This is a genomic window from Kosakonia arachidis (assembly GCF_900116535.1).
GTDB lineage: Bacteria > Pseudomonadota > Gammaproteobacteria > Enterobacterales > Enterobacteriaceae > Kosakonia > Kosakonia arachidis.
Map to the genome: position 1 here is coordinate 222972 of NZ_FPAU01000006.1, position 18357 is coordinate 241328.

At 48.2% G+C, this 18357-nt stretch carries 15 protein-coding genes and 2 pseudogenes; 7 read left to right on the forward strand and 10 right to left on the reverse strand.

Features of this window, described 5'->3' with window-relative positions; genetic code table 11:
* Positions 1–7 precede the first annotated feature (7 nt).
* Positions 8–1690: a sensor histidine kinase gene (locus BM427_RS20390; RefSeq protein ID WP_090124972.1), complete on the reverse strand. Its 1683-nt coding sequence runs from the start codon at positions 1688–1690 to the stop codon at positions 8–10.
* 387 nt (positions 1691–2077) lie between these two features.
* Between BM427_RS20390 and alaC the strand changes: the two genes are divergently transcribed.
* Complete coding sequence (alaC, locus tag BM427_RS20395; protein ID WP_090124975.1) at positions 2078–3319, forward strand: alanine transaminase; 1242 nt, start codon at positions 2078–2080, stop codon at positions 3317–3319.
* 51 nt (positions 3320–3370) lie between these two features.
* Here the strand turns inward: alaC and ypdK are convergent, their stop codons facing one another.
* Positions 3371–3442 (reverse strand): membrane protein YpdK, encoded by a 72-nt coding sequence (gene ypdK, locus BM427_RS20400; protein ID WP_099458783.1) that lies wholly within the window; start codon positions 3440–3442, stop codon positions 3371–3373.
* Between the two features lie 572 nt (positions 3443–4014).
* On the opposite strand from ypdK, the gene hutH reads away from it, so the two are divergent.
* The 3 genes from hutH to BM427_RS20415 all read left to right on the forward strand — a co-directional run bounded on the left by hutH (position 4015) and on the right by BM427_RS20415 (position 6951).
* On the forward strand, positions 4015–5538 hold the full coding sequence (gene hutH / locus BM427_RS20405) for a histidine ammonia-lyase (RefSeq protein ID WP_090124978.1): 1524 nt from the start codon (positions 4015–4017) through the stop codon (positions 5536–5538).
* 96 nt (positions 5539–5634) lie between these two features.
* A complete protein-coding gene (locus BM427_RS20410; RefSeq protein WP_090124981.1) occupies positions 5635–6273 on the forward strand; it encodes an ECs1377 family protein in 639 nt (212 codons plus the stop codon).
* Positions 6274–6459: 186 nt separating this feature from the next.
* A complete protein-coding gene (locus BM427_RS20415; RefSeq protein ID WP_090125034.1) occupies positions 6460–6951 on the forward strand; it encodes a DUF1003 domain-containing protein in 492 nt (163 codons plus the stop codon).
* A 163-nt stretch (positions 6952–7114) separates the two neighbouring features.
* On the opposite strand, the gene chrA is transcribed toward BM427_RS20415, so the two are convergent.
* From chrA to BM427_RS20455, 8 genes and pseudogenes are all read right to left on the reverse strand, one after another.
* Positions 7115–8320, reverse strand: coding sequence for a chromate efflux transporter (gene chrA / locus BM427_RS20420; RefSeq protein ID WP_090124984.1), 1206 nt, complete (start codon positions 8318–8320; stop codon positions 7115–7117).
* Positions 8321–8503: 183 nt separating this feature from the next.
* The gene (locus tag BM427_RS20425; protein ID WP_090125037.1) at positions 8504–9745 is read right to left on the reverse strand and encodes a hypothetical protein; all 1242 of its coding nucleotides are present in this window, start codon (positions 9743–9745) and stop codon (positions 8504–8506) included.
* Positions 9742–12162, reverse strand: coding sequence for a TcfC E-set like domain-containing protein (locus BM427_RS20430; protein ID WP_090124987.1), 2421 nt, complete (start codon positions 12160–12162; stop codon positions 9742–9744). The genes BM427_RS20425 and BM427_RS20430 overlap by 4 nt, the downstream gene beginning before the upstream one ends.
* A gap of 75 nt (positions 12163–12237) precedes the next feature.
* Positions 12238–12771 (reverse strand): CS1 type fimbrial major subunit, encoded by a 534-nt coding sequence (locus tag BM427_RS20435; RefSeq protein ID WP_090124990.1) that lies wholly within the window; start codon positions 12769–12771, stop codon positions 12238–12240.
* Between the two features lie 74 nt (positions 12772–12845).
* Positions 12846–13607, reverse strand: coding sequence for a hypothetical protein (locus BM427_RS20440; protein ID WP_090124993.1), 762 nt, complete (start codon positions 13605–13607; stop codon positions 12846–12848).
* Between the two features lie 1061 nt (positions 13608–14668).
* Positions 14669–15214 carry a YfaZ family outer membrane protein gene (locus tag BM427_RS20445; RefSeq protein WP_090124996.1) on the reverse strand — a complete coding sequence of 182 codons (546 nt, stop codon included), beginning with the start codon at positions 15212–15214 and terminating at the stop codon, positions 14669–14671.
* An 85-nt stretch (positions 15215–15299) separates the two neighbouring features.
* Entirely contained in the window at positions 15300–15518 is a 219-nt protein-coding gene (locus BM427_RS20450) for a YgdI/YgdR family lipoprotein (protein WP_090124999.1), read from the reverse strand.
* 340 nt (positions 15519–15858) lie between these two features.
* A pseudogene (locus tag BM427_RS20455) lies at positions 15859–16214 on the reverse strand (IS3 family transposase); the annotation flags it as partial.
* 247 nt (positions 16215–16461) lie between these two features.
* Between BM427_RS20455 and BM427_RS20460 the strand changes: the two are divergent.
* The 3 genes and pseudogenes from BM427_RS20460 to BM427_RS20470 all read left to right on the forward strand — a co-directional run.
* On the forward strand, positions 16462–16734 hold the full coding sequence (locus BM427_RS20460) for an Ogr/Delta-like zinc finger protein (protein WP_090125002.1): 273 nt from the start codon (positions 16462–16464) through the stop codon (positions 16732–16734).
* Between the two features lie 689 nt (positions 16735–17423).
* Positions 17424–17963: a hypothetical protein gene (locus BM427_RS20465; protein ID WP_090125005.1), complete on the forward strand. Its 540-nt coding sequence runs from the start codon at positions 17424–17426 to the stop codon at positions 17961–17963.
* Between the two features lie 69 nt (positions 17964–18032).
* Positions 18033–18357, forward strand: a pseudogene (locus BM427_RS20470) (transposase); the annotation flags it as partial.

An 18357-nucleotide genomic window follows, 5' to 3' on the forward strand; every position in this document is an offset into this window, starting at 1 on the left:
TCTCCTGTTAGGGCAACAATGTTGCTGATGACGAGTGCGGAACATAAAAAGTAATCTCGGTTCCAGGCGTCAGGCGACGAATATGTAATCCGTCGCCATACAGTAATTTCACGCGCTGGTGAACGTTAAGCAGGCCAATCTTATTGCCCGGCATTTCATCGGCCTCCACGCGGGCAATCATCTCTGGTGCGATACCGTTGCCGGTGTCGCGTACCGCGATGCGTACGCGGTTGCCGCACTCTTCCACACTTATCGTTACCACGCCTTTGCCTTTACAGGGCTGAATGCCGTGCACAATGGCGTTTTCTACCAGTGGCTGAATCAACAGACTGGGGATCACACAACTAACCTCTTCATCAATGTCATAAATGACGGTTAATTTGTCGCCAAAACGCGCTTGTTCAATAGCAATGTAATCTTTAATTTGATACAGCTCTTTCTTAATGTCGATCTTCTCATCGTCTTTTAATTCAATGTTATAGCGCAGATAACGCGACAAATTAAAAATCAATTGCCTGGCGGTATCCGGGTTGAGACGAATAGAGGAAGAAATGGCATTCAGAGCATTAAACAGGAAGTGCGGGTTTATTTTGCTTTGCAGTGCGCGCAGTTCGGCCTTGTTTGCCATTTCACGCAGTTGCTCAGCGCGGGAAACTTCCAGTTGGGTCGAGATAATTTGCGACAATCCGACAGCCATCTCCTGTAACGATGAGGTGATCTGGTGCGCATGGCAGTAGTAGATCTTCAGTGTGCCGGTGACCACACTCTGTTCCCGCAGTGGGATCACCAGCATGGAGTGAATTTCAGGCGTGCGGTGGGCTTCATCATTGTTTTTAATGATAATTTCGCCTGTGCTGATCGACTGATGCGTGGTCGGGCTGAGAATATCGTCGCTGTCGCGATAGTTATTTTCCCCGACGCCAACGTACGCCAGCACATGATCGGTATTGGTGATTGCCACGGCATCGGCGTTTATATCGCGACGAATGATATCGCATATCTGACGCAGCGAGTCGCTATTGACGTTACGGAATAATGGCAATGTTTTATTCGCGATATCCAGCGCCAGTTTTGCCTGGCGACCCGCGATAGCCTCTTTTTCCCCTTCGACACTTTGCACCAGCAGTACGATAAAGCCGATACAAACGCTGCCGAGAATCATTGGCACACCGATTTTAGAGACAATATCCAGCCCCAGCGCGATGGTTGGTGCCCAGACTACGACCAAAATCATGGTCAGGCTTTCGCAAATCATCCCGCCAATGATCCCCACACGCCAGTGCTGCGCTTTGGGAACTTTTCGGTTAATCATTCCCGAAAAAATCCCGGCAATAATACTGGTGATAAAGCATGGAACTGCGGTAACACCACCAATGTCGATCAGATAGCGGTGTACCCCGGCGATGACGCCGGTAATGATGCCGACCCACGGGCCAAACAAAATCCCACCGGACATAACGGCAATAATACGCACGTTAACCAGCGAACCTTCAACCGGCACGCCGGACCAGGTGCTGAACAGGGCGAACATGGAGAAGATCGCGGTAACCGCAAGCAATTCTTTTGGCGTGTGGGCGGTTTTATGTAGCAGTTCGCGGAACAGGCGCATGCGGATCAAAAAGAACAGGCAGATCAGCATTAGCGCCGCGCGATCAAAAACCGCCAGTAACATATCGAATATTTCGTGCACGGGGGACTCGGTGAATGACGTCAAAAAGCTATGATAAGGAACCCTGTCGCAGATGACCAGTCACCACATTCATTCGTTCAATGAGGAAAAACCATTTTTACAAAAGGGGATTGAAAGATACTCAAAGGAGAGTCACGAAAGGTGAAATATACTGAAAGATAAAAGTAATTACATTGATATCATATTGTTAAATTTAACATGCAATTTAGTAATAAGGGGATACAATCACTTTTACTTTCCTGAATTGCTGTTCCTCTTTTAGATCTGCTTATTATTTTTCCTTTTTCTCTCGACAGCAGGAAATTTTTCAGGATATGTTTTAAGCACGCTGTATTTACAGCGACGTCGCTCGGACGGTCCGGGCGCTAACGTTACTCCGAGGAATCTATGGCTGACTTCAGTCCTGAACGTCGTTTTACGCGCATCGATCGTCTTCCCCCGTATGTTTTCAATATCACTGCTGAACTGAAAATGGCTGCGCGTCGTCGTGGCGAAGATATTATCGATTTCAGTATGGGCAACCCCGACGGCGCAACACCTCCGCATATTGTTGAGAAACTCTGTACGGTCGCCCAGCGTCCGGATACGCACGGTTATTCAACTTCGCGCGGTATTCCTCGTCTGCGTCGGGCAATTTCTCGTTGGTATCAGGATCGCTATCAGGTTGAGATCGATCCAGAAACTGAGGCCATTGTGACCATCGGTTCGAAAGAGGGGCTGGCGCATCTGATGCTGGCGACACTGGATCACGGTGATACCGTACTGGTACCGAACCCAAGCTATCCAATCCACATTTATGGCGCGGTGATTGCCGGTGCGCAGGTTCGCTCTGTGCCGTTGGTGGAAGGCGTGGATTTCTTCAATGAACTCGAACGCGCGATCCGTGAAAGTTACCCGAAACCAAAGATGATGGTTCTGGGTTTCCCGTCTAACCCAACGGCACAATGTGTGGAACTGGAATTCTTTGAGAAAGTGGTCGCTCTGGCAAAACGTTACGACGTGCTGGTGGTTCATGATCTGGCTTATGCCGATATCGTTTATGACGGCTGGAAAGCGCCATCGATTATGCAGGTGCCGGGCGCGCGCGATGTTGCGGTGGAATTTTTCACCTTGTCTAAAAGCTACAATATGGCTGGCTGGCGTATAGGATTTATGGTCGGTAATCGGGTGCTGGTGAACGCGCTGGCGCGCATTAAAAGTTACCATGATTACGGCACGTTTACGCCATTGCAGGTAGCCGCGATTGCTGCACTGGAAGGGGATCAGCAGTGCGTACGCGATATTGCCGCACAGTATAAGCGCCGCCGTGATGTGCTGGTTAAAGGGCTGCATGAAGCCGGATGGATGGTCGAAATGCCAAAAGCCTCAATGTACGTATGGGCAAAAATTCCGGAACCGTATGCTGCGATGGGCTCTCTGGAATTTGCCAAAAAGTTGCTGCAAGACGCCAAAGTGTGTGTCTCTCCAGGCATTGGCTTTGGTGATTACGGTGACACCCATGTCCGTTTTGCCTTGATTGAAAACCGCGATCGTATCCGTCAGGCGGTACGAGGCATTAAGACGATGTTCCGCAATGACGGGCTACTGCCAGTGGCGCCAAAAAGCGCAACAGAAGATATGGAACCCTAAAAAAAAACAGGAGCCGAGAGGCTCCTGTTTTTTTTGCATTAATAGCTCAGGTCAGATCATCAGGGCGAAGGTGCCGGCCCACACAATGACCATCACAGAAATGCCCATAAAGAAATATTTCACGTTCATCACTCCGCATACGTTTGAGTATGCACTTAATGACCTTAACAAGGACTGAGTATAGAGAGGTGAAACTACGCCAAAACCAAATTGAGAATTATCTCCATTTCGGCCACAGCTCCATCTCAGAATTTCGGGTGAATTTCTCACCGACGGGGCTAATGTACGCTTAATTTTTTGGCCTTACAAGAGGCTTTTTTTTATGAAATTTTAGTAACTTACAATATGTCGGGCTTTGGCGACACAATACTTTCACTGCTAAATAAATCGCTTTTGAGCGACGCAAAAAACGTTAAGCTGAAACGGTTCATTTCCTCTTGAATTATAAGGTTTATTTTTTTGATGATGGTCACATTTTGCCTACTGAAAGCATTATGCATACTTATGTAAGGGTTAAGAATAGGGTCTTAAATCATATGGCCGGGTGAGGGAAATAACGGGCTATGTATTGCGTAAAACCGTGATTGCAGGCGCAATATAACAAAACTGTATCTTTCTTGTTAAAAGGTGGCTTGCGTGGATATGTATAGACAAGTATATGTATTTATATCCTCACTGCAGAGACTTCGCTGACAATGAAAAATGTAACCCTCGTCCCCGGGCAACTGACAATGACCCAACTGCGTGATATCTACAGCCAATCGCACCCGTTAACGCTGGATGAACGTGCTTTTACCGCCATCAACGACAGCGTCGCTTGCGTCAATGCCATCATGGTGGAAGGGCGGACGGCATACGGTATTAATACCGGTTTTGGATTGCTTGCTCAGACGCGCATTGCCACTGACGACCTGGAGAATTTACAGCGCTCTTTGGTGCTTTCTCACGCAGCGGGCGTTGGCGAACCGCTCGATGATGACATGGTACGACTGATTATGGTGCTGAAGATCAACAGCCTGGCGCGTGGCTTTTCCGGCATTCGTTTGCAGGTGATTCAGATGTTGGTGTCGATGGTCAATGCGGGTGTTTATCCCTGGATCCCGGCGAAAGGATCTGTCGGTGCATCCGGTGATTTAGCACCATTGGCACATATGTCACTTACGCTGCTTGGCGAAGGTAAAGCGCGCTGGCAAGGCGAATGGCTACCTGCGACTGAAGCTCTGAATAGAGCAGGGCTTGCTCCGCTGACGCTGGCGGCGAAAGAGGGGCTGGCGCTGCTCAACGGGACACAAACCTCGACAGCATTCGCATTACGCGGCCTGTTTGAGGCCGAAGATCTGTTCGCTTCCGCAGTGGTTTGTGGTGCGCTGACCACCGAGGCGGCGCTAGGTTCGCGCCGTCCCTTCGATGCGCGCATTCACCAGGTGCGCGGCCAGCGTGGGCAGATCGATGCGGCAGCTCTCTATCGCCATGTGCTGACTGATAACAGCGCGGTTTCACTGTCTCATCACAACTGCAATAAAGTGCAGGATCCTTACTCATTACGTTGCCAGCCGCAGGTCATGGGAGCGTGTCTGACGCAGTTACGTTTTGCCGCCGATGTGTTGCTGACCGAAGCGAATGCGGTTTCTGATAACCCGCTGGTTTTCGCTGCTGAAAATGAGGTGGTCTCTGGAGGCAACTTCCACGCGGAACCGGTTGCGATGGCCGCTGATAATATCGCACTGGCTATCGCTGAAATCGGCTCGCTGGCGGAGCGGCGTATCGCTCTGTTGATGGACAGCCATATGTCGCAGCTTCCACCCTTCCTGGTAAAAAATGGCGGTGTTAACTCCGGTTTTATGATTGCCCAGGTCACTGCCGCAGCGCTGGCGAGTGAGAACAAAGCGTTGTCGCATCCGCACAGTGTCGATAGTTTACCGACCTCTGCTAATCAGGAAGATCACGTTTCGATGGCGCCTGCTGCGGGTCGTCGGCTTTGGGAGATGGCGGCTAATACCCGTGGCGTGATTGCTGTGGAATGGCTGGCTGCCTGTCAGGGGCTGGATATGCGGGAAGGATTAACCTCCAGTCCGTTACTTGAGCAGGCGCGTCATTTGCTGCGTGAACGGGTAACGCATTACGATAAAGATCGCTACTTTGCGCCGGATATTGAGCAGGCCTCGCTGATGCTGGCGGAGCGCCGTCTGGCACATCTGCTGCCGGAAATTTTGTCATAAAGAATAACCGGGTTGCGGTTCGTTAACTCACTTCCGGTTAAATGCTGGGGTTGGTAAAGTGAAGCGTACTGTAACGTGACCAGCAGGGAATTCAGCGTGACCGGAAGAATTGACTACCAGATAGAGAAGTACAGTTTTACGGAAATGGGTGAAACGTCGCGCCTGACGCAGCAATGGGCCGATGTGGCAGAAGAGTGCCGCCAGACGCAGGCCGGAGCCGAAGAACGCTTGCGGATCGCGCTGCTGAATGTCGATTATGTCACCAGTTTTGAATTACCTTTCCGGTTGCTGCTTATTCGCGCTCCGCAATTGATCGCCAGCCTGCGTGATGAACTGCAAATCAGCCAGAAAAATGTGTTGTTTAATGGTAAGCGTTTTGGTTGCGTCTATACGTTGAGAAGCGATTTGAGCGGCATTCCGGATGAGTTTCAGTACCGGCTGTCAACGCGCATCCGCCGGATTGATGCCGAAGGCAATACGGCCGCGCCTTATCAACAGATTGCGAAAGAGACTAAAGCGCCGCGTGAACGTCTTAAAGTTGCGCTGACGGAGGGATTACAGGTAACCGCGCTGGACGGGCTTTTCTGGTTTGGTATTCAGCGCATCGCCGCTGATGTGCAGAGGTTGAGAAAAACTGGCCTGAAGATAGTCACCGCAGAAACGGACGTTTTTGATAATTTGACCGGAACAACACGGCGCGTGCCTGTTTATCGGCGCGTGGAAAACAGGGAATGACCCGGTCCGATGCTGGTGGTGATGGAATTATGTGGACATAGTTAAGTTGGTAGATGAGCTTTATGCCGTCGCGACAGTTAATGTATAACATACGTACGTATATTTTCGTACGGTTGAGCGCCAGCTTCCACCGATGCCACAATGTTCGGCGATTACGGCAATACCCCGCAGCAGGAATTTTTTGATATGCATACAAATAAAGAATTTCGTTTATATCGCCCCTTAAAGGGAATTACGCATACTTTCGGCGAAGAGTGGTTTGCATTGAAAGCAGAAGCCTTCGCCCGTTTTTTCGGTACTCCGATATTCCTTATTGGGCAGACTATCGCGGTGATCGTGTGGATTGTCCTGAACTCTGCGGGCGTCGTGAAGTTTGATCCCTATCCCTTTATTTTACTCAATCTGGCGTTCAGTATTCAGGCGGCTTATGCAGCTCCGCTGATCCTGTTAGCGCAAACCCGACAGGCGGAGCGCGATCAGGCGCATGCCCTGGCGGATGCGCAACATCGCGAAGATCTGGATGACGCAATGGCGAAGCGCCAGATACTGGCCGAGGAGCAGTCGACACAACTGTTGGAATTACTTAAACAAAATACCCATCTGACCGAGCTGACCCGGCAGATGGCCGAGCGTATCGAAACGCTCGCAACGCAGCTTGCGCAGCGTGAGTTTCACTGACACCGTGCAGCCTCGGGTACAAGGTATCCGGGTTGAATGTGTAACCATGGTGTTGTAAGTCATCAATGATGCCGGTGCCAAAGACCGCTTTTTCGGCGGCGTGATGCAGGATGTGCAAACGGTCAATCCGTCATCACGCTCTTTGTCGGTCACGTCCGGAACCTCACAGAGCCACACTCAACAACCAGCCCGCGACACCGCTACTCACTACGACCAGCCACGGCGGTAGCTTCCAGAACATCAGGGCGACCAGTGCAACAAGGGCAAGGCCGAAGTCTTGCGGTGCGTGAATTGCGCTCGTCCATACAGGTTGATAGAGAGCGGCTAACAGCAGGCCAACCACGGCTGCATTAATACCCAACAACGCCGCTTGCGTACGGATATTGCGACGCAGGCTTTCCCAGAACGGCAACGCACCCACGATCAGCAGGAAAGACGGGGCGAAAATTGCCAGCAGGCAGACCAGACCACCTAACCAGCCAGAGGGCTGCTGGTTCATTGAGGCTCCAAGAAATGCCGCAAAAGTGAACAAGGGGCCAGGAACGGCCTGAGCCGCGCCATAACCTGCCAGAAATGTGTCATTACTGACCCAGCCGGAAGGTACCACTTCAGCTTGCAGCAACGGTAACACGACATGCCCGCCACCAAAGACCAGCGATCCGGTCCGGTAGAACGTTTCCACCCTTAACAGGGTCTGATTTGGCACTATCGCCGTCAACAATGGCAACCCTATCAGTAGCATAAAAAACAGCGTGAGCCAGAACAACCCGACGCGACGCGGTATGGAAACAGGCAACGGGTCATGTTCTGCCGCCTGCTCAGGTTTGAACAGCAACAAGCCAATAACTGCCGCAATGACGATACATCCCACTTGTCCCCAGGCGGACGATACAAGAAGAACAAAGCAGGTCGCCGCTGCCATGATAGTGATACGCGCCAGGTCCGGACAGAGATTACGGGCCATACCCCATACAGCCTGTGCGACCACCGCAACGGCCACCACCTTCAGCCCGTGCAACACGCCAGGCGGCATCGCATCGCCGTAACTGGCCATCCCCAGTGCAAAAAAGATCAGCGCAATTGCTGATGGCAGCGTGAAGCCGGCCCAGGCAGCCAATGCCCCGGTATAACCTGATCGGGACAATCCGAGCGCTATACCGACCTGACTGCTTGCGGGGCCTGGCAGGAATTGGCACAGGGCTACCAAATCTGCATAGCTGCGCTCAGTCAGCCACTGTCGTCGCGTCACAAACTCGTCGCGGAAGTAACCCAAATGGGCGATCGGGCCGCCGAAGGAGGTCAGGCCCAGCCGGAGGAAGATCAGAAAGACTGTCCAGGGGCAACGGTCAGTCCTGGCGGTATCGGTCATGGTTGCATCCAGATTTCTGGTTTCGTTGGATTATTATATTCGCGAGTGATTGATCTCTGCCCTGAAAAAAGTCCGGGAACTCAGCCCGGTATGCCGACAAACTCACACCGGCGAGCCAGTCAAATGTTATTACCTGATCCCGATGAATGTTTTTGCACGATATCCATTCGTGAAAATACGCACTCAGTAAACTTTCGGATCAAAAATAACAGTAACAGCACCACGGTAAGTATCCGGGCGGGTTTTCAGCATGGTATCAACGTCTTTCTGTCCCACCAAAAAATCGATGCTTCCGGCTCTGTTCTGACCAAAGCTCTTTGTTGCAAAAACGTTTTTTGTGACATCTTTCCCCACCGCCAGCCGTCGTTTTGACACGGTGGAGCCAGTAACGTTATCGACAATATTATCGGGCAGGGTCAGAAGCGTCTGGACGGGGACCGTCTGCGAAGGTGTGTTATCGCTCTTAAGGGCGCAATCCGAGCCGCTCTGCTGCTCGCATTCCAGATAAACCGAAAAAGCCCCCGAACTGGAGAGACTGAAGTTACTCCTCCCGGTCAGTTCAGGAGTGATACGGTTTACCATCCAGCGCTCCCAGTTGGCCTGGCCCTCATCATCAGTGCAGACTTTTCCCAAAGCACAAGGCTGCAAGGATACCTTCTGGTTATCTGCTGTTGTGGTAAGTTTAAGCTCATGGTTTACAGTCAGGGTAAAATTAACTGTAAGCTCAGTATCTGAGGCCTGGTAATTGTCACCGAAGTCAAAATCGCCTCCCGGTCCAACACTCAGGGGCAGGGTTCCTTGATAAATCCCTGACTCCATTTTGAGTGGGTCAGGAGTTACGATCTCATATGCTATGCTCATATTAAAGAACTGTGACGGTTCGGTTCTGTCTATAGTGCTTATTTTGTAGCATGCCCCCTGGCCAGAGGATACTTTCCATAAGAAATGATACCAATCCCCCGCTCCCCAGCTAGCTCCACTATAAGAACACGGTGCATTCGGATACATAAAGGAACCGTTCTCCCAATCGTACTGCCCAACGTTCTTAGTGTAACGAGCGCTAAACCCGGTTACGCGAAAGGCGACTTGAGCCGTCTCCCCAGTAGTGGTATTCGTCACAGTTAACGTAGTAGGCTTGTTTGGCAAGGCAAAATAAGGACTATTTCTTGGTATATCGTTAGCTACTATAGGTTTTGAAATTGTTGTCGTTAATGGTAATTCAATGCTGAAGACACCAGGAGCGCAGCTTGATGGCCAATCTTTACAATACCCACTCTGCGGCGTGGTGTTTGTGAAGGCATTGTTTTCCGGATTGTCCATCGAGGGTGAAAACGATGCCGTTATGTCCATTGTCGCTGCATGGCCAGGCGCACAGCCCGCAAGCAGCACCATGCTCGCCAGCGCGCGTAAGATTACGTTCTTCATTTTCTTTCTCTCTGGCCGGTAGTCCGGCATTTTATTGTGCTGAAAAATTGCACTTTTTTGTTCCTGTCCATTCCTGACGGAAGCGCACACTGCATTGCTGGCTGTCCGTTTTCAGCCCTGACCGTAAGTTTTTGGTTGTCCACGCCGGAGTCCAGTGTCAGTACCCCCTCGCTGTTTATCACGCCACCGGAGACGTCACTGCTCACATAACGGTTTTTCAGTACATTGCCATCCTCGTCCTGCAGCATCCCCACGACAGTGAAGGTTTTCACCGCCTTCACTTTGATGTATTTCACGCTGCCGCGTTGCATCTGCACACTGTCGAAGGGCGGAAACACCTGCACACTCTCACCGCCACTGGCGGTAAACTGAACGGTATCTTTTTTCCACAGCTCTGCCGGCACAATATTACGACCCACTTTCAGCCGCGTCTCAGCCATCCGGCCGGAAGCCATGACATTCGCTGTTTCATCATCTGAATCCACATCGACAATCAGTGCGGATTCCATACTGCGGCTGTTGTTTCCGTTAACGGAGGCCACTCTGCCGCCGCCCATAACCAGCACCTGGCTCAGGTTACCGCCTGCTGTGCTGGTGTTCCCGTGGGTGTTATGTTGCACGTAACCATCCCCGCTAACGTACGGTGTATCAACCGAGGCATTGCCGCTGATAACGGTATTTTGCTGACTGTATGAGACCCCACCTCCCAGAGAACGGATGCTATGGTCATCTCCGGGCTGCCACTGATAGTTCAGGCTGGAATAACCCTGATTCTGGTTCATGCCTGTTTCAGTCGAAAGGGTGTGCCGTGCTGCAGGGGCCAGTGAGAGGCTGACACCAAATGAAACACCATGGTCGCGACGGTTGTCATTAAAGCCGGGGCGGTTATACGCGCTGACCCGGAAGTTCATGTCACGCCCAGACAGGGTGGCCAGTGTGGTTATTGATATATCGGCACCCAATCCCCGGCGCCAGGCCGTATCCATATACTGCCCGTTGACGATAAGGGACGTTGACCACGGCAGCCGGAGTGACAGAGTACTGCCCCAGGTATCCCCCTGCTGACGCGATGTGGTTCTGTGCCCGTAAATATCCGTCGTGGCTGAACGCCAGAACAGACTGGCTGAGCCACCACCGGGAATATTGCGGTAGTAACGGATGTCGGTATTCTGATTTAACTGATATTCAGTATTACCCAGCGTGTACTGGGCAAACAGGGTGTCGTCAGGTGAAAGCGTGATATTTGCCCGGGTCCTGACCTGGTGCTCCTTTTCCGTTGCAGCGCCACTGAGGCCCAGAACAGCCCGCGGATGTGCCAGAAAATCAATCCCCCCGCCGACGGAAAAGGGATTATCCTCACGCAAGCGCCCGTCACCTGTGGTCAGCGTCCTGTGCTGACCGCTCCAGAGGTTCAGGCGCCAGCGTCGGTTTGGGTCATTCCATCCCTGAGGTTTGTAGATCTGAGCCTGCTGCGTGTCAACGGTCTGACCATTTTCAATAATCTTGATGGTAATGTCATAAATACCGCCTGGTAAATGACGCGTATCCAGCGCCTGCACACCCGTCTGCAACTGCTGGGTATGGATCAGGCGACCATCGCGCCAGACTTCTGCGATGGACTGATTGCGTCCGGTCACATAAACCGGCCAGGCGCTGACGCTGTCAGTATTAACCAAGAGCGCATCAGAGGTACCCCACATTGCCCCCACCACGGTGTCGTAACCGAAACCGGATGTCTGCACATTACCCGTATCACTGTCAGGGGTAAAAAAACCCAGCCGAACAAAACTGCCCCGAAGCTCTTTCTGGGTGTACAGTTCGTAAAGACTTGAACTACTGTAATGATATTTGCCATCCATTCCGGATGACTGAAAGGACGCTTTCTGGCTCCAGTTGGCAAAAGAGGAAGTCAGCGATGAGTTTATGCCCCAACTGCGTGATGTCACCGAGTTTGTAACCGATGCATCGTTATACATAATTATCCCACCCGGCGTATCTTCCGGCATGGCAATGTATGTGCTTCTGGCACGGGCAGTCTCATAGTGTGTGGTATAGAGCCTCAGTACTGAATTATCCAACCGATACTGTACCGCCATTAGCCCGGATGGGCAGGCTTTCTCACATTTACCAATCGATACTCCCTTTTCAAGCACCTGACTCCAGAGAGTTCGGGTATCCTGGTCAGTATCCTGAGCGTCATCGATGGTACGCAGCAGCAGTAGGTCTCCATTTTCTTTTAAGGCTACTGCCGCATCAAACAGCCGGGTGTCATTCAAGTAGACCTGAACAATAATCTCAGAATCGTAAAAATACCGGCGGAAATCTTCAGGCAACCCGCGCATATTCGAGGCCAGCATCATGTCATCAGCATGGGATATAAGAGGAAGCAGGATAAGTGTAAAGAGCGTCTTCTTCATAAAAAAACCGCCACAATCCTGTGGCGGCCCTCAGTCTGGTGAACTCAGTGAAATGTGTCACTCACATTTTTTCGATTAAGGATCGGGAGTCTCGACAGCGGGTTCAAAAACCATTGCCACAGAACCAGTGAATGAACCACTCACATCAAGAGCATCATCATTAGCCTGAGAAATTTTTAGCGCAGTACGACCACCTATTTTGGCATCATCTTTGGTGACAACAGTGGCAGCCGTTTTGCTCAGGGCGACACCATTAAATGTGACGGCCAGTGGAATGACATCCGTCCCGTTGGATAGCTGTGGTTGGCCGTCAGAGTTCAGATTCCCGGTCAGGGTTGCCTGAATACCACCAGACGTATTTTTGTACTGGAACAGTTTCTCAAGGACGTTAAGCTTACTGGTCGCAATGTCGAACCCCATGTCCTGTGTCTGATTAATCCAGCCGGCATCGACAGGGATCACCTGGAAAGCATCAGAGGGTACAGTGGCTGTCAGGTTGATGGTATAACTCTGGCTGTCTGCAGCGTGCGCGGCAACGCTGCCGAGAATGGCACAGGAAAACACGGCAGCAGTAAGAGAGTTATTCAGAACTGAAAAGTTACGTTTCATATTACTCGATTCCCTAAGGTTTAAACCTATTCCATAAATGGTTAAGTAACCCCACTTAACCGGTTTTACGGGTGTTAATAGCTCAACACCCGCTTGCTATTCCCCTCAATAAGGGTGAAATTTGTTTTATATCCGGCTCTTTTTTCCACGGTATATGTTCTTCCGGGGAGAATAAATTCGCGCGTGACGGCCCCACAGTCGGTATTCGCGGTTTTACATTGTCGGATATTATCCAGCGACACAGTGGCATTACCGTTATTTTTTACTGTTACACCTGCAGCACTGGCATTGTTGATAACGGTGTTAAACTGCGGTTTTTCGGGTTGTACGATCACTATCGTACCGTAGCCAGTAAGCACATTAAGCCCGGCATGCAGGGTGTTTTTGCGATATTCATTCATTGCCATTTTATCGAGGCCAAAGCCGTCACCTGTCTCAGGCATTACCGGCGTGAATCTGACGCGAAAATACCGTTCATGCACACGCTCTCCTGGCCACAGAATACGAACGGCCTGAAACCCGGAAGGCGGAATAATAAGTCGCTGGGGCGTGACAATAAGCCGGTTGCGCTCAGGTGATGTGCCCGATAGTTCTTTTTGCGGCACTTCTTTGGCACCGTTTTTATTATTCGGGTTAATTTCAATAAGCTCGACGCGAACAAATGCTGTCGAATCCCCTGTATTATAAATCCGCTTGGACATACTCTGCATCTCTGGAATCAGTACGTCGTACATGCTGCCGATGCCAATAACCGGCGTGGCATATGCGGTTGTTATCGTTGACAGGGCTGAAAGGAAAAAAAGTGCAAAAATAAACTGTAATTTAAAATGACTCATCGTATCACCAATACAGAACTCCCTCCGGGAGAAGAAAATACGGACGCGTGTAAGTCCGTATAGTGAATAATGAAACGGCCGTTTCCGGACATCCTGATTCAGTTGAAATAACAATCCGCACTGTCGCAGTTATAATTTTTATAAACCTTGCGTCGATGAAAACACCGGTGGCGTTTCACTGCAAAAATAATGCGTCATTAACTGAGTACTGAGTAGTTGAAATTCATCAGCGGTTTAATTGCAGCTGATAAATATAACGCAGGGCCATTATCCATATGCGATATTGATTGTCAATAACGATCAATACTGACATAAGAAACGTTAAAACCTATTAAGATGGCATGGTTTATCGGTAATACCGATCAATCATGCTGGCTTTTTTTTGGTGAAACATTATTTAATTTCAGTCAGTTGAGTTATTTTTTTTGCACAAAATGATGACTACAGGAAAGCGTGTAAAAGCAGATGAAATATAAAAAAACAAACAAAATAAACCCAATAATGTAACACTCTTACTTAAGCTCGTTGGGTATATGTTTAGCTTTCATTCGATTGCCAGAATAATAACGCCTACAATTATTCCATGTGTAAATGCCGGTTTTATGGATAGAAGTTTCTTCTTAAGGAGTGATGTTATTTGTTCTGTTATTTATTTTGCCCAGTAACCTGTCTGATAATGATTCATGATACCGACTGGTCGGGCAATAAAAGGTGAGTTTTATTATGTCGTTAAAATAAGAAGGTCAGAGGGTAGGATATGAATCCTCACGGGTGTTTCGGATATATTCTGCTCGTTGATAATATCGGTTTGCATATTCACTCAGATGATATTTTATCGCCCGAACCATGCCAGCGCTGGCATGGTTCGGGCGACAAGATGTCACCGACAGAATATGAAGACTAATACTATCAACGGCACGGACGTGTCTGGGCTATCCGTAGCGATTAGCCAAAATTAAAATATTATCAAAAAAAGGAGAAGGGAATACAATTTATAAATTATAAAAAATTCTTCAAATGCTACCGTCAAATGGTAGCATTTGGATGATGAATAATTTATATCAAAAGGTCAATCCGCCGCCAAAATAAGGGCCATCAATTATAGTATGACCTGGGCGTCCATCTTTACCATCCACGCTAGCGTGTCGATAGCCCAACTTAAGTGTCAGGGGCGTAAATGGCGTCCAGCTAATGCCACCATTCGCTTCAACATAATTTTTAACACTGTTAGTAAGCCCTTTCGGTGCTGAGTATCCTTCGCCATAAATGTTAAGAGTATCTGTAAACGCTATGGTAATACCCCCACCGACAGGAAAAGCAATTCCATTATCACCTTTTTTGGGACCAAGGTAAGTTGCCTTTGTACCTGCATTTATCATAATGGGCCCAAATTCAAGGTTATAACCTAAACCAGCGCCGCCTATTTGTGAACCATTTTTCGTATTTTTTAGCCAGTTGCTTTCAAGATAAACACCCGATGAGGTTTTCCCTATTTCCATATTGAGATTCGTAAAAGTCTTGCCTTGTTCTACAGTAAATCCCATTGCGCTTGCTGAAATTGATGTCACCATAAGCGAGAATAGAATGGCAATTTTTGAATTTCTCATATATATCCTTTTTAAACAAAGTTAATCTAATAACCTTAACTTGATGTCCATGAATGGCTTTAATATTAACCCTAGTTAATTCAATCTACTTCTCGACTATTTCCCGGACATCATTTTTATGGATCTGGTGTATGCTTCCATCCTGGTCTTTATAGGATATCAAACCAGTGTCTTTGTCTATTACCGGTTTCCCGTGGGTTGTCATCATATGTCCATCATTGGTTGAAATGATATAATCGCTTGAACAGCCAACAAGAGAAAAAACAACGCCAATTATTACAAAAAAAGATAATTTATTTTTCATACAGCCTCGGTTGAGTATCAAAACGGAGCCAATTAAATCAAATGAAGTCTAAACAAACCATAAACAGAGACTAATTGGCATGAGGGGGTTGGAGTTTATATCATCTTAATTTGATTTGTTAGTAAATATTTCTACGAGAAGGTATGCGTAATGAGGTGCGCATTTAATACCTTTTATTGATAATATATGGCATCTATTAACCTAATCGGTTTTTATTGCTACCCTATGATTATTCAGGAATAGTGATTTAATTTTCTAAAAAAGCAAAGGCAACACGAAAATCTAAAATCATATGTAGTCCCTCCGGTTTTGACCCTACCCACGTAATGTGGACATAACCCTAAGCGAGGTTTTCGTTTTCAAGTTGTTCCGGGCTGAGACCACCACAGGCACTGTGACGACGCCACCGATTGTCATCACACCCGATATAATTAAATACCGTCGTCCGCATAATTTCACGTCTGGTAAAATGCTCCCCGTGGATATATTCCACTTTCAGTGAGTGGAAGAAGCTTTCCGCGCATTATCGTAGCAACAACCTCTCGCGCTCATGCTGCCGTGCAGACTATGCCGCTTCACCAATGAGTATTGCCCGCCGCAATCCGTGTGAATGATAACGTTTTTCGGGCGTTTACATCGCCAGAGCGCCATCTGTAACGCATCACTGGTCAGTTTCGCCGTCATTCGTGAGGACAACAGAGGTAACAGCCAGACGCCACAAGATCTGTGGGTGTTACCAGTTAAAAAACAGGAGTGGGAGTGGTAACAGTGGTAACAAAAACCGGGTGTTACCACACGTTACCTCGAGGAAAAATGCAGAGATAACGGTATTTATCTTTATAAATCAACGGTGTTACCAGTGTTACTGCTGTTACACGTTCTCAGGTAAACAGACTTGTCCTGTCAGCCCTTTTTCTGACAGGCAATTAATTAAGGAAACTGCATGCGCATAATGAAAATGACCTGTCCTGAATGTCTTGCCGATGCGACGATCCGCAAGACCAACCGTAAGCATCCGCAGCTGGCGGACGTTTACTGTCGCTGTACCAATGTTGAATGCGGGCACACGTTTGTGATGGGCGTGTCCTTTTCGCACACCATCAGCCCCAGCGCCCTTAAGGGGCAGGGAAGGGTTAAAGAACTGATTGATGCCCTGCCGGAACAGGATCGCGATAAGGCGCTGGAACTTCTGCTTCAGGCAAAAACACGGGCTTAACGGCGGCAGACCGGGAGGTGATACGTGTGCCCGGTGCTGCTTATTTATGATGCAACTTTTTCAGTGTATCCTTTAGTTAACTCCCTAAATTTAATCAAGTTATTATTTTCGCGTCCAGTGTTATCCCTTCCCGAACAGTGACGTAAAATTAAAAATCCCTTCTGAAAAAATCACCTGAAAAAATTAGCGCCAGTCCTGAAAGTACAGAAACTGAAATCCGTTTCAATTTTTTCAGTCCGTTTTTCATACCAGAGAGCCAGCACTGGCGCGGGCTGGCTTCCTGATTTGTAGAAAAACAAAACTGAAAAAATTTACTGGTATGAAAGTGGCAGGCGGGTGCGGTGTAGTGCCATTTTTGTCATTCCAACAAAGTTTTTGTGTTTTTGTGTTTTTGTGTTCTTGAGCGTTACATTGGATGACAGCATCAGCATGCACAGCAAAGGAGATAAAAATGCTGCTTAGCTCACTCCGGGTATTTAACTATAAAAGTTGTAGAGATATTTTTTTTCGATTTTAATGAAAATAAAGCCAATGTTTTAATTGGTGAAAATGATTGTGGAAAGACCTCGACGCTTAATAGTATTAGGTTTTTATTAGATTCAACTGCGTCAGTCAATTTACCAAACCAAAAAACAGAAAAAAATGATCTTTCCCATAGCCCATTAAACGTTTCGTATATTAATAGCGAAATGGCTAAGTTAGAACTGCCACCATTTTTAGAAGAAAATGATAAAAAATATATTATTTTTGCAGTCAAGTTTAAGGTCGAGGAGGTTGATATCGATAATGAACGGGAATCCTCAGTACATCTGAAATGGATCTTGGAATCAACAGGCATAGGGAATTGTTTCTGGAAGGTAAGGGTTTTTGATGTTCAATCTGGTGAGTTAGATATTTATTATTCTGGTTTGTATTTAAAGGATGAGCCTACTAGTGAGTTGTTTAATTTAACTCCAGCACAAACAAATACAGTTTTGCGGCAAAGGAATCCAAACAATAATCATTTGGTTAATGATAATAGTCAAGGTCAGTATTCCATATATGAAAAAGTGAGATCTATTCTCCGTACTAATGAAACGGTGAGTGCTACTGTTAAATTTAAAGATGATAGTAAAAGAACAAAGTGGAAAGCTGATCTTAAATTTTTCCCTGAATATCAATACCTGAGTTGGGCTGAGTCTTTAGAATCAATAAATAAAGTTGCCTCAACAATTTTAGACGGATTGTAGTCCCCCCTGAATTTAGTCTTACCGCACAATAGAGTTCTCTGGTTAAAACACAACCAATGGAGGCTCATCATGAAGAAAGCGCGTTTCACAGAATCTCAGATCCTGCGGGTTCTGAAAGAAGTTGAAGGGGGTCGGCATGTGAAGAATGTCTGTCGGGAAAACGGTGTTTCTGAGGCCAGCAACTATAACTGGAAATCCCGGTATGGTGGCATGGAGTCTTCTGATATCAAAAGGATGAAAGAGCTGGAAGACGAAAACCATCGGCTAAAACAGATGTACGCTTCCCTGAGTCTGGACCACGAGATCCTCAAGGATGTTGTCGCAAAAAAACTCTGACGGTGCCTGAGAAGCGTGAGCTGGTGCGTTACGTTATGACGAAACATCAGGCCAGCGA

Excerpts from the sequence above, each read along its gene's own strand:
- alaC (WP_090124975.1), top strand. The coding sequence starts at position 2,078 with ATGGCTGACTTCAGTCCTGAACGTCGTTTTACGCGCATCGATCGTCTT.
- hutH (WP_090124978.1), top strand. The coding sequence starts at position 4,015 with ATGAAAAATGTAACCCTCGTCCCCGGGCAACTGACAATGACCCAACTG.
- BM427_RS20415 (WP_090125034.1), top strand. The coding sequence starts at position 6,460 with ATGCATACAAATAAAGAATTTCGTTTATATCGCCCCTTAAAGGGAATT.
- chrA (WP_090124984.1), bottom strand. The coding sequence starts at position 8,320 with ATGACCGATACCGCCAGGACTGACCGTTGCCCCTGGACAGTCTTTCTG.
- BM427_RS20425 (WP_090125037.1), bottom strand. The coding sequence starts at position 9,745 with ATGAAGAACGTAATCTTACGCGCGCTGGCGAGCATGGTGCTGCTTGCG.
- BM427_RS20430 (WP_090124987.1), bottom strand. The coding sequence starts at position 12,162 with ATGAAGAAGACGCTCTTTACACTTATCCTGCTTCCTCTTATATCCCAT.
- BM427_RS20435 (WP_090124990.1), bottom strand. The coding sequence starts at position 12,771 with ATGAAACGTAACTTTTCAGTTCTGAATAACTCTCTTACTGCTGCCGTG.
- BM427_RS20440 (WP_090124993.1), bottom strand. The coding sequence starts at position 13,607 with ATGAGTCATTTTAAATTACAGTTTATTTTTGCACTTTTTTTCCTTTCA.
- BM427_RS20445 (WP_090124996.1), bottom strand. The coding sequence starts at position 15,214 with ATGAGAAATTCAAAAATTGCCATTCTATTCTCGCTTATGGTGACATCA.
- BM427_RS20450 (WP_090124999.1), bottom strand. The coding sequence starts at position 15,518 with ATGAAAAATAAATTATCTTTTTTTGTAATAATTGGCGTTGTTTTTTCT.
- BM427_RS20460 (WP_090125002.1), top strand. The coding sequence starts at position 16,462 with ATGCGCATAATGAAAATGACCTGTCCTGAATGTCTTGCCGATGCGACG.
- BM427_RS20465 (WP_090125005.1), top strand. The coding sequence starts at position 17,424 with ATGGCTAAGTTAGAACTGCCACCATTTTTAGAAGAAAATGATAAAAAA.